The following is a 10661-nucleotide window of genomic DNA, read 5'->3' as shown; positions in this document are numbered from 1 at the left end:
CCCTTATCATGGGCGCAATCGCGTTTTACTGGTTCGGCAGTGGACAGCTGGGGGTAGTGATTGGCGCCGCCATGATCATCAACCTCCTGGTCGCGGCCCTGTCGGGCATCCTCATCCCGCTCGGGTTGCACGCGCTCGACCTCGATCCGGCGATCGCGTCGGGCGTGTTCGTCACCATGATGACGGACTGCGTCGGCTTCTTCGCCTTTCTCGGCCTCGCCGCCTTGTGGCTGACGTAAGGGCAGGCGCCAAACATGTTCTTCTATCTCGCCAAGGTGCTGTGGTTCCTGCTGCAACCCTCCACGCTGATCGCGCTCATCATCGCCTACGGCTCGATCTTGATCTGGACCGGCTGGGCGCGGTGGGGACGGCGCTTCGTCACCGTCGGCGCGGTTCTCCTGCTGGTGGCGGGCCTCTCGCCGCTTGGCAACGCCCTCATCCTGCCGCTGGAAAACCGCTTCCCGCGCGCCAATCTCGATCAACCGCCGGCCCCGACGGGATTCATCGTGCTCGGCGGCGCCGAGGACAGGCTGGTGGGAAGAGCGCGCAAGGCCCCGACCTTGAACGAGGCAGGGGAGCGGATAGTTGAGACGGTCATGCTCGCCCGCAAATTCCCGGAGGCGAAGATCGCCTTCAGCGGCGGCGATGCAGGCATTCTTTATCCGTCCGACTCAGAGGCGACAGGTGCGGGGAGCATGCTCACCGACATGGGTGTCGCGCCGGAACGGCTGATCCTGGAGGCTGGCGCCCGCGACACATACGAGAACGCCCTCTATCTCAAGGCCGAGCTCGACAAGCTCGGCCTGCTCGGTCCCGGCAAGCGCTGGGTGCTGATCACCTCGGCCTATCACATGCCGCGCGCGATCGCCTCCTTTCGCCGGGCAGGCTTCGACGTGGACGCCTGGCCCGTCGATTACCGGACGCGGGGACGCGCCGATCTCACGCGCCCCTTCGACAAGGTTTCAGAGGGGTTGCGGCGTGTCGATGTCGCTGCGCGGGAGTGGGTTGGCCTGCTCGCCTATCGACTCGCTGGGCGGACCGACTCGCTCCTGCCTGCGCCCAAAACGGTGGCCGGCGGCTGCGACCTTGCTACGAAGCAAGCCGGAAGCCCGCCAGGCTCCCCATGTCGACCCAATCCTTGAGATAGCTCGCGGCGCGGAAGTCGGCGCCGTCTTCACCGCCATAGGTCGCCACCATCTCGCACAGCACACCGAAGCGCGTGCCGGCAGCAGCCTCGTCCCACATCATCGCTTCCTCAGGGTCCAACGGCCGGAAGCGCGCGGTCACGTCCTGCCGCCAGATAAGGACGGCTTGCCCCTCCGGCAACAGGCGCGGCGGCGGAGGTGCGCTCCCGTTGCGCAGTGCAGACCAGATGTCGGTGGCGTTGGTCTTGAAGGTGAGACGGAGCGCCGTGGGGTGGGAAGTGAAGACAAGCTTGGTCCAAAGCTCTGGCGCGACCTCGGCAAGCGCAGCGAGGTCCAAGGGCTCGGCCTCGGGGCCATCGAAGGCATCGGCAAGGGTTTTCTCCAGTGCGGCGATTTCGGCGACCTCTGCATGAGCAGCGAAGCCAGGATCGGTCTTCAGGAAGTCCGGAACGTGGCGGCCGAAGTCGCGGGCGCTTCGCCGATCAGACGGGTGGGCGGCGATATAGGACTTGGCGAGCTTGGCGAAACCGGCATCGCCGAGATAAGCGTGCACCTGCTCGTAGTCGTCGGCCAGAACCTCGGCGAGCCTGGCAACATAGGCATTGCGGTAGACGCCGAACAGCACCTTCCGCTTCTCCTTTGGGCTGTCCTTAATCTCCGCAAGGATCGCGTCGTCGCTGGCGAGAATGCCGCGCTGAAAGCTCTCCTGCAGCTCTTTGAGGCTGGTCATTCCGCGGCTGCAAGGCTCGGGCGCCCAAGCACCTCGCGTGCGATGCTCCGCGCATGGTCGAGCTCGTCGACAAGCGCGGCAAGCGGCGGAATGTTGTCGTCGCGCTCGATCATGGTCGACACCGGCCCGAAATGGGCGACGGCGGCGCGATACACGTCCCACACCTCGTCGCAGACCGGGTGGTCATGGGTATCGATGATATGGCTTTCCTCGTGGCTGTGGCCGGCCACATGGAACTGCACCACGCGATCGCGCGGCACGCCGTTCAAGAAATCGTCGGTAGAGAAGCCGTGATTGAAGGCGCTCACATAGACATTGTTCACGTCGAACAGGAGCCAGCAATCGGCGCGGTTCGCCACCTCACTCACAAACTCCCATTCGGTCATCTCGGATTGGCCGAAGGTCACGTAGCTCGACACGTTCTCGAGCGTCAGCCGGCGCCCGAGAATGTCCTGCACCCGGCTCACGCGATCGACGACGTGGTCGAGCGCCTCTTTGGTGTAGGGCACGGGCAGGAGATCGTGCATGTTCACGCCATGCACGCCGGTCCAGCACAGATGATCTGAGATCCACTTGGGGTTGACGCGGGCGGCAAGCGTCTTGAGACGGGCGAGATACTCCCGGTCGAGGGGTGCGGTGGAGGCGATGGAGAGCGACACGCCGTGCATCACTACGGGGTAACGCTCGCAAATCCGGTCGAGCATGCGCAAGGGCTGACCGCCCTCGATCATGTAGTTCTCGGAAAGGACCTCGAACCAGTCGACTTGAGGCGAGCCCTCCAGAATCTCCGAATAATGCTGGGGCCTGAGGCCTAGACCAAAGCCAAGGAAGGGCGGCTTGTCGCTCATTGATCGGCTCCCCACGCTCTAGTCGGGAGCCGGCGACCGCCGGCTCCCGGTCGCAATGCCTAGCGGACTAGATCGACTCCCACTGACCGCCGGCGTTTGAGCACTCTGCCTGCAGCATCTCGAGCCAGCCATGACCTTTGCAGTCATTCTTGCCCTTGCAGTCATTTTTGGCGGACTTGCAATTGCCTTGGCCCTTGCATCCATTGACGCCAAAGCAGCGGCCCTTGAAGGTCTCGGCGTTGGCTGCGGCGATGAGCGTCGCCCCGGAAATGATCAACGCGGCGGCGGTCATGGCCATCTTGGCACCGGATTTCTTGGTGAGCTTCATTCTTCCTCTCCTCTCGCATGAGTTGGCACTGGTGGCGGCGAGAGCCACCGAGCACGAGCTATAGCGGGGAATCCGTGCGTGCTTTCGTCACTCCTGATCACGCTTACGTCAGTCTGCCGTGATTTATCCGCAGGAAAATTGCTCTCCGGGTTGGGCAGGCTGACCTTGCGGGATAATATGAAGGCTCGATGATGATCCGCATGAGCCGAAGGCAAGAATGACGCTCCATCTCATCAAGCTCTGCGTCGGTGTCGATACGGTGCAGGAGCTCAAGGACTGGCAGACCGAGAGGCTGAAACGTCTTAAGCGGGCCGGCAAGACGCCCGAACACTGCCATCGCACCTTGCAGACGCCGCGGCGGCGGGGCGAGGTGCTCGACGGCGGGTCGCTCTATTGGGTGATCAGAGGCGTCATCCTGGTGCGCCAGCGGATTATCGACATCAGACCCGACCTCAAGGAGGACGGCACCGCCTGTTGCGGCATCGTGCTCGATCCCGTGCTCGTCGCCACCCGCGCGCAAGCCCGCCGCGCCTTTCAAGGCTGGCGCTATCTGCCTGCGGCCGACGCGCCGCCGGATCTCCGGGTGGTTGAGGACGACGACGGCGAGATGCCGCAAGCCATGCGCGCGGACTTGCGCGAGCTTCGCCTCATCGACTTTTAGGTGCGGTAGGGACGTTGTCGATCAGGCGCGTCGTGCCGAGATAGACCGCGCCCATCACCCGCGCGGGTCCCCTGATAGGCCCGAAGAGTGGGGCCAGAGTCTCTGGGTCGCGGACGGCCACATAGTCGACGCGAAAGCCTTTGCCCTCGAGCTTGAAGCGTCCGGCGCTGGAGGTGGCGTCGCAACCTTCGCCGCTGGCCAAGGCGGTGGCTACTTCGCTCAGGACCTGATGGAGGATCGGAGCCGTCGTTCGTTCGGAGGGGGAGAGATAGAAATTGCGCGATGAGAGCGCGAGCCCGTCCTCCTCGCGCACGATCGGTGCGGCCACGATCTCGACCGGGATATTGAGATCGCGCACCAGCTGCTTGATGACGAGGAGCTGCTGGTAATCCTTCTCGCCGAACACCGCCACATCCGATGCGCATTGCAGGAGCAACTTGGTCACAACCGTGGCCACGCCCTCGAAATGGTTTGGCCGCGCCGCGCCGCACAAATCCTCGGTCAGGCTCGGCAGGCTCACTTTAGTGGCGAAGCCCTGCGGGTACATCTCTTCCATGTCGGGGATATAGACGAGATGGGTTCCGGCCTGTGTGAGCTTTGCGAGGTCGCCGGCCTCGTCGCGCGGATAGCGCTTGAAATCTTCCTTCGGCCCGAACTGGGTCGGATTGACGAAGATCGAAACGACGATGCGCTTCGCCCGGCTTTTGGCGACGGCGACCAGCGACAGATGTCCGGCATGGAGCGCGCCCATGGTCGGCACCAGCGCGATGGTCTCGCCGGCCTTGCGCCATTTGGCGACCTCAGTCCGCAGGTCCTTCACGGTTTGGACGGTGGCAATCGATGCAGCCATTCTCATTTCCGTCAAAGAGGTTGGTGTTCGCAGGGTTTAATACTGGATTCCGACCGCGGCCGATATGACCGCGATCAAGATGGGACGATGAAGGGTGTAAGGGCTAGAATCGGCGCCATGGGAGAGCCAAGAGTCGGGATTGCGGAGCGGCTGTCCTTACCGGACCGTGCCGACTTGAACAAGGCGCTGCTCGGCGACGAAGAGACGCTTGTCGCGGCGCTGATCGGGCAGGCGCGGGCAAGCGAGGACGAGCAGCGCCAGATCGCGGACATTGCCGAGAGGCTCGTGCTCGCGGCGCGGGCAGGGCGGCGGGAGTCCGGCGGCGTCGATTCCTTTCTGCATGAATATGGCCTGTCGAGCCGCGAAGGCGTGCTGCTGCTCTGCCTCGCCGAGGCCTTGCTGCGCATTCCCGACGCCGCCACCGCCGACAGGTTGATCGCCGGCACCATCGGCTCGGGCGACTGGGCGCGGCATCTCGGCCAGTCGAGCTCGCTGCTCGTCAACGCCTCGACCTATGGGCTGATGCTGACCGGTCGCGTCATCGATTGGGGCGAGGGCGAAGGCGACAGTCCAGGCAGCATGATCCAGCGCCTGATCGGGCGGAGCGGCGAGCCGGTGATCCGCCAGGCGCTCCGTCAGGCCATGCGCATTCTGGGCGGCCAGTTCGTGCTCGGCCAAACCATCGGTGACGCGCTCACCAATGCCGAGGACGAAGCGGCCGAAGGTTATCGCTTTTCCTTCGACATGCTGGGCGAGGCGGCGCGTACCGCAGAGGACGCGGCGGCGTATACGAGGCGCTATCACGAGGCGGTCGAGGTCATCGCGGCCTGGGCCGGCTCGCCGCAGATGCGCGATGAGCAAGAGCTACATTTGCGGCCCGGGCTGTCGGTGAAGCTGTCGGCGCTGCATCCGCGTTACCAGCCGTCGCAAGGAGCGCGGCTGCACGAGGAGCTTCTGCCGGCCTTGCGCGAGCTTGCGCTTGCCATGCGCGAGGCCTGGCTGCCGCTCACCATCGACGCCGAAGAGCAGGACAGGCTCGATCTGAGCCTTGCGCTACTGGAGCCTCTGTTCACCGACCCCGCACTCGCCGGCTGGAACGGGCTCGGGCTCGCGGTGCAGGCTTATGGCAAGCGGGCGCTGCCACTGATCGAGTGGCTAGGCCGGATGGCTGACGTCACTGGGCGCCGCATTCCGGTGCGGCTGGTCAAGGGCGCCTATTGGGACAGCGAGATCAAATGGGCGCAGGAGACTGGGCTTGCCGGATACCCTGTGTTCACGCGCAAGGTGAATACCGACGTCGCCTATCTCGCCGCGGCGCGGGCGCTGCTCGCCAAGCCGCAGCAAATCTTTCCGCAATTTGCTACCCACAACGCCCACACCATCGCCGCCATTGCCGTGCTGGCGGGAAATAGCGATTATGAGTTCCAGCGGCTCTATGGCATGGGCGAGGCGTTGCACCAGGAGGTGGTGCGGCCGGAGGCCTTGGGCAAACCGTGTCGTATCTACGCGCCGGTCGGCGGCCACAAGGACCTGCTCGCTTATCTCGTGCGCCGGCTGCTCGAGAACGGCGCCAACACTTCCTTCGTCAATCGGCTCGCCGACGACAAGGCGCCGATCTCGGCGATCGTCGCCGATCCGGTGGAGAAGGCGGCGAGGGTCGAGCCCAAAGCCAATCCGCTGATCCCGGTCCCGCCGAACCTGTTTGCGCCCGAGCGGCAGAACAGCCTTGGCCTGCCGCTTTGGGCCGATGAGGTCCGCGAGCCTCTGGTGACGGCCGTCAAGAAAGCGCTGGCAACGCCGGCGGAAGCCGGTCCGATCGTCTGCGGCGAAGATCTGGAAGGGGTCGAGACCATCGACATCACCTCACCGCATGACCGAAGGGTTGTGGTGGGGACTTGCTGCGCTGCCGATCCGCCTGCCATTGACAGGGCGCTGACCGCTGCGAAATCCGCGTCTCGGGGTTGGGACGAAAAAGGCGGCGAGGCTCGCGCCGCGATCCTCGACCGCGCCGCAGACCTGTTCGAGGCCGACCGAGCTGCGCTGATGGGCCTTATGGTGCGGGAGGCTGGCAAGACGCTTGCCAACACGCAAAAAGATCTGCGCGAGGCGGTCGATCATCTCCGCTACGCTGCGGCGGAAGCGCGCCGGAGCTTTGCCGCGCCGCTTGAGCTCAAGGGTCCGACCGGAGAGCGCAACGAGCTAAGCTTGCATGGGCGCGGCGTCTTTGCCTGTATCTCGCCGTGGAACTTTCCGCTCGCCATTTTCACTGGCCAGATCGCCGGCGCGCTCGCCGCAGGCAATGCCGTAGTGGCGAAACCCGCGGAGCAAACCCCGCTCACCGCGGCGCGCGCCGTGCGCCATCTCCATGCCGCCGGTGTCCCGGCCGACGTGCTGCACCTCCTTCCCGGACGCGGCGAGACGGTCGGCGCCGCACTCACGCGCGACCCGCGCATCGACGGCGTCGCCTTCACCGGCGGCACCGGTACCGGGATCGCCATCAACCGGGCGCTCGCCCAACGCGACGGGCCGATCGTCAAGTTGATTGCCGAGACCGGCGGCCAGAATTGCATGATCGTGGATTCCTCAGCCTTGCCTGAGCAGGTGGTGGACGATGCGTTGGCCTCTGCCTTCGACAGTGCCGGTCAGCGCTGCTCGGCGCTGCGCGTCCTGTTCCTGCAGGAGGACGTGGCTGGGAGCATGCTCGACATGCTGCTTGGCGCGGCGCGCGAGCTCGTCATTGGCGATCCGCTCGACTATGCGACGGATGTCGGCCCGGTGATCGACGCCGAGGCGAAGGCCGCGCTCGAGGAGCACAAAGCACGCATGCGGCATGAGGCGCGCGAGCTGCTCGATCTGCCGGTGCCGCTTGCTTGCGCGCACGGCACCTATGTGGCGCCGGCGATCTACGCCATTCCCTCGCTCACGCTGCTTCAGCGGGAAGTGTTCGGGCCGATCCTGCATGTGGTCAATTTCGCCGGCGACCGGCTGGGCGAGGTCTGCGAGGCGATCAACGCCACGGGCTACGGGCTGACGCTCGGGTTGCATACGCGCGTGCAAGCCACGGCAGACTTCGTGGCAGAGCGGGTGAAGGTCGGCAATCTTTACGTCAACCGCAACCAGATCGGGGCCGTGGTTGGCGTGCAGCCGTTTGGCGGGGAGGGCCTGTCAGGCACCGGGCCAAAGACCGGAGGCCCGAACTACCTGAAGGGCTTTGCTCTTGAGCGAGTGCGCACCACCGACCTGACCGCGTCGGGCGGAAATGCGGCCCTGCTCGCCGCCGCGTCCGACGAAGAATAAGCAGGCCAAACCATTGTCGACTGGCATGCGAGGGTCCATGTTTAGCGGCCGGGGACACGCCGGTTGGAGGCTCGAATTATGGCGGCTCAATCGAAGACGCCGCTGAAGACAGAGAAGAGCGCGGTCGAAACCACGCGCTCGAGCGGCACCGAGGTCGATTCCTTCCTCGCACGTGTGAAGTCCATGATTCCTGCGGGCTCTGGCCGCGGGCGGCTGATCTTTGCCATGGACGCGACCATGAGCCGGCAGCCGACCTGGGACCTTGCGCTCAAGCTTCAAGCCGACATGTTCCGTGCCGTGAAGGAGGCTGGCGGTCTCGATGTGCAGCTCGTCTATTTCCGCGGACTCAACGAGACGCAGGCGAGCAAATGGGTCGGCGACCCTGAGGCGCTGGCGCGGTTGATGACCGGCGTCGCTTGCCAGGGTGGCTTCACCCAGATATGCAAGGTGCTTGCCCACGCCCGCCGCGAAAGCAAGAAGGCCAAGGTCAACGCCGTCGTCTATGTCGGCGATTGCATGGAGGAGGACATCGACGAGCTTTGCGCGCGGGCTGGTGAGCTTGCGCTGCTCGGTGTGCCGATGTTCCTGTTCCAGGAAGGGCGCGAGCCAAAAGCCGAGCGTGCGTTCAAGGAGATCGCGAGGCTTACGCGCGGCGCCTATTGCCATTTCGACGCTGGCTCTGCCCGGCAACTGCGCGAACTGTTGGCGGCGGTCGCCGTCTATGCCAGCGGCGGGCGCAAGGCGCTGCAAGATTACGGCGCAGCGACCAAGAGCGGCGCCGCGGTGCGGCTTCTCGAACAACTTTCGTAGCGCTCTCAGACAATGCCAGCCTTCCTCGCCGGTCTCGCGGCCCTTCTGCTCCTCGTCTTTGGCGCCCGCCTGCTCGCCTCGGCGAATCCGCAGAGGCTCGCTGCCGGCATGCGCATGGCAGGGGGCATTCTCCTTCTCTTGGTTGCTGCCTTCCTGACCGCGCGCGGGGCGTTGCCGCTCGCCATTCCGCTTGCGTTTTTTGGCCTCGCGCTGCTCGGGCTGCCGGTCAGATCCTGGTTCGGATCCAGCGGACCGTTCGCGTCGCGGAAGTCGCCGGGGCAGAGATCCGAAGTGCGCACCGATGCGCTCGAGATGATGCTCGACCATGACAGCGGCGAGATGGAGGGACGCTGCTTCAAGGGCCAGTTTGCCGGACGGACGTTGTCCTCGCTGAGCGAAGCCGAGCTCCTCGTTCTGCTCGAGGAGCTGCGCGACAGCGACGCTCAAGGCGCAGCCCTGATCGAGGCCTATCTCGACCGGCGCGCTCCAGGTTGGCGTGAAGGAAGGGCGGAGGACGCTGGCAAGGAGCAGGCGAGGCCGCCGCGCGGCGGCCGAATCCGCATGCCGCGCGAAGAGGCATACGAGGTGCTCGGGCTCAAAAGAGGGGCCAGCGAGGAAGAAATCCGCGCCGCGCATCGCAAGCTGATGATGAAGCTCCACCCCGACCAGGGCGGCTCGACCTATCTCGCCGCGCGCATCAACGAGGCCAAGGACGTTCTGCTCGGGCGCAAGTAGGCTTGGGAGGTTTTGATGTCGCGACGTTGGAGGGGCTTGATGGCGGCAGGGGCGATCCTAGCTCTCCTTGCGTGGGGCTCGTCGGCTGGTGCCGGGGCGGAAGAGCAAGCCAAAGCCGACGTCGTCTTGCGTAGCGGCAAGATCTACACCGCCGATCCGGCGCGCTCGATCAAGCAGGCGATCGCCTTTCGCGGCAATACCATCCTCGCCGTCGGCACGGATCGCGACATGGCGACGCTGATCGGCGCCGACACCAAGGTGATCGACCTTGACGGCAAGCTGGTGCTGCCGGGGCTGATCGACACCCACATCCATCCCATCCTCGGTGCGGTCGACCGCTCAAAGTGCAGCCTTGCCGGCGTCAAAGCCAACATCGATGCGCTGAAGCCGGTGATCGAAGCCTGCCTCGCCAAGGAGCCAGGCGGTGCCGACAACTGGTTCGAGGCCGTGCAGCTCGACAATTACGGCTTCTCGGCAACGGCGAAAGAACTCGACAGGATCGAGGCGAAGAGGCCGATCGCGCTCGAAGGAAATGATGGGCACACGATTTGGGTCAACAGCCGCGGGCTTGAGCTTAGCGGCGTTACCGCTTCGACGCCTGATCCGCCTGGCGGCAAGATTGCCCGCAATGCTACCGGCGAGCCGACCGGCTCCTTCACTGATAGCGCGGCGACCCTGATAACCGGGAAGATACCGGTGCCGCCACTCGAGGAACGGGCAGCAGCGACTGCGGCCGAGCTGAAGCGCATGTCGGCCTACGGCATCACCTCACTGTTGGATGCCTATGTGACGCCGGATGAGGCTGAGGTGTGGCGGAAACTTTACGATACCGGCAGGCTTTCCATGCGCGTGCGCGCTGCGATCTACGCCGCCGATCCGAGCGACGACAGCGATGAGGCGGTGGCGCGGCTGGTTGGTGCGAGCAAGGCTCTCGACGCCGATCCGGATTTCCTGCGCTCCGACCTGGTCAAGGTGTTCGCCGATGGAGTGATGGAATACCCGGCGCAAACGGCGGCGATGCTGACGCCCTATCTCGACGCCGATGGCAAACCGACCAAGCATGTCGGTGAGCTTTATTTCGATCCGCAGCGCTTCGCGCGGCTGGTCACCAAGCTCGACGCTGCCGGCGTCGCGGTGCACATCCATGCCATCGGCGACGGCGCCGTGCGCGCGGGCCTCGACGCTTTTGCTGCGGCCCGGGCTGCCAACGGCGACAAGGACAATCGCCACCAAATGGCCCATTTGCAGCTCGTCGAT

General features: G+C 65.1%; 11 protein-coding genes. 7 read left to right on the top strand and 4 right to left on the bottom strand.

The annotated features are described in order from the left end of the window. Positions 1-239, top strand: a 239-nt coding sequence (locus ACREC7_RS13485; protein ID WP_431556208.1) for a magnesium transporter, incomplete at its 5' end; no start/stop codon positions are given. 15 nt (positions 240-254) lie between these two features. Next, positions 255-1142 carry a YdcF family protein gene (locus ACREC7_RS13480; RefSeq protein ID WP_431556207.1) on the top strand — a complete coding sequence of 296 codons (888 nt, stop codon included), beginning with the start codon at positions 255-257 and terminating at the stop codon, positions 1140-1142. Here ACREC7_RS13480 and ACREC7_RS13475 read toward each other — a convergent pair. The 3 genes from ACREC7_RS13475 to bufA2 form a co-directional block, all read right to left on the bottom strand. After that, positions 1090-1875 (bottom strand): HvfC/BufC family peptide modification chaperone, encoded by a 786-nt coding sequence (locus ACREC7_RS13475; protein WP_431556206.1) that lies wholly within the window; start codon positions 1873-1875, stop codon positions 1090-1092. The genes ACREC7_RS13480 and ACREC7_RS13475 overlap by 53 nt on opposite strands. After that, a complete protein-coding gene (gene bufB, locus ACREC7_RS13470; protein WP_431556205.1) occupies positions 1872-2723 on the bottom strand; it encodes an MNIO family bufferin maturase in 852 nt (283 codons plus the stop codon). Before bufB ends, ACREC7_RS13475 begins: the two co-directional genes overlap by 4 nt. A gap of 67 nt (positions 2724-2790) precedes the next feature. Beyond that, positions 2791-3051: a BufA2 family periplasmic bufferin-type metallophore gene (gene bufA2, locus ACREC7_RS13465; protein WP_424389244.1), complete on the bottom strand. Its 261-nt coding sequence runs from the start codon at positions 3049-3051 to the stop codon at positions 2791-2793. Positions 3052-3268: 217 nt separating this feature from the next. On the opposite strand from bufA2, the gene ACREC7_RS13460 reads away from it, so the two are divergent. After that, a complete protein-coding gene (locus tag ACREC7_RS13460) occupies positions 3269-3712 on the top strand; it encodes a DUF1489 family protein (RefSeq protein WP_431556204.1) in 444 nt (147 codons plus the stop codon). Here ACREC7_RS13460 and panC read toward each other — a convergent pair. Continuing rightward, positions 3699-4562, bottom strand: coding sequence for a pantoate--beta-alanine ligase (panC, locus tag ACREC7_RS13455; RefSeq protein WP_431556203.1), 864 nt, complete (start codon positions 4560-4562; stop codon positions 3699-3701). The two genes, ACREC7_RS13460 and panC, sit on opposite strands and share 14 nt — an antisense overlap. A gap of 117 nt (positions 4563-4679) precedes the next feature. Between panC and putA the strand changes: the two genes are divergently transcribed. The 4 genes from putA to ACREC7_RS13435 form a co-directional block, all read left to right on the top strand. Continuing rightward, the gene (gene putA, locus ACREC7_RS13450) at positions 4680-7859 is read left to right on the top strand and encodes a bifunctional proline dehydrogenase/L-glutamate gamma-semialdehyde dehydrogenase PutA (RefSeq protein ID WP_431556202.1); all 3180 of its coding nucleotides are present in this window, start codon (positions 4680-4682) and stop codon (positions 7857-7859) included. A gap of 78 nt (positions 7860-7937) precedes the next feature. Further along, on the top strand, positions 7938-8669 hold the full coding sequence (locus tag ACREC7_RS13445; RefSeq protein ID WP_431556201.1) for a VWA domain-containing protein: 732 nt from the start codon (positions 7938-7940) through the stop codon (positions 8667-8669). A 12-nt stretch (positions 8670-8681) separates the two neighbouring features. Then, on the top strand, positions 8682-9404 hold the full coding sequence (locus ACREC7_RS13440; RefSeq protein ID WP_431556200.1) for a DnaJ domain-containing protein: 723 nt from the start codon (positions 8682-8684) through the stop codon (positions 9402-9404). 15 nt (positions 9405-9419) lie between these two features. Then, a partial coding sequence (locus ACREC7_RS13435) for an amidohydrolase (protein WP_431556199.1) occupies positions 9420-10661 on the top strand: 1242 nt, incomplete at its 3' end.

Origin of the sequence: Methyloceanibacter sp., assembly GCF_050728395.1 — a bacterium.
GTDB lineage: Bacteria > Pseudomonadota > Alphaproteobacteria > Rhizobiales > Methyloligellaceae > Methyloceanibacter.
This window is presented reverse-complemented; position numbering and strand designations above follow the sequence as displayed.

What these genes read in the sequence shown, in the direction of transcription:
- bufB (WP_431556205.1), bottom strand. Translation starts at nt 2,723, where the DNA reads ATGAGCGACAAGCCGCCCTTCCTTGGCTTTGGTCTAGGCCTCAGGCCC.
- ACREC7_RS13480 (WP_431556207.1), top strand. Translation starts at nt 255, where the DNA reads ATGTTCTTCTATCTCGCCAAGGTGCTGTGGTTCCTGCTGCAACCCTCC.
- ACREC7_RS13440 (WP_431556200.1), top strand. Translation starts at nt 8,682, where the DNA reads ATGCCAGCCTTCCTCGCCGGTCTCGCGGCCCTTCTGCTCCTCGTCTTT.
- ACREC7_RS13475 (WP_431556206.1), bottom strand. Translation starts at nt 1,875, where the DNA reads ATGACCAGCCTCAAAGAGCTGCAGGAGAGCTTTCAGCGCGGCATTCTC.
- panC (WP_431556203.1), bottom strand. Translation starts at nt 4,562, where the DNA reads ATGGCTGCATCGATTGCCACCGTCCAAACCGTGAAGGACCTGCGGACT.
- bufA2 (WP_424389244.1), bottom strand. Translation starts at nt 3,051, where the DNA reads ATGAAGCTCACCAAGAAATCCGGTGCCAAGATGGCCATGACCGCCGCC.
- ACREC7_RS13445 (WP_431556201.1), top strand. Translation starts at nt 7,938, where the DNA reads ATGGCGGCTCAATCGAAGACGCCGCTGAAGACAGAGAAGAGCGCGGTC.
- putA (WP_431556202.1), top strand. Translation starts at nt 4,680, where the DNA reads ATGGGAGAGCCAAGAGTCGGGATTGCGGAGCGGCTGTCCTTACCGGAC.
- ACREC7_RS13460 (WP_431556204.1), top strand. Translation starts at nt 3,269, where the DNA reads ATGACGCTCCATCTCATCAAGCTCTGCGTCGGTGTCGATACGGTGCAG.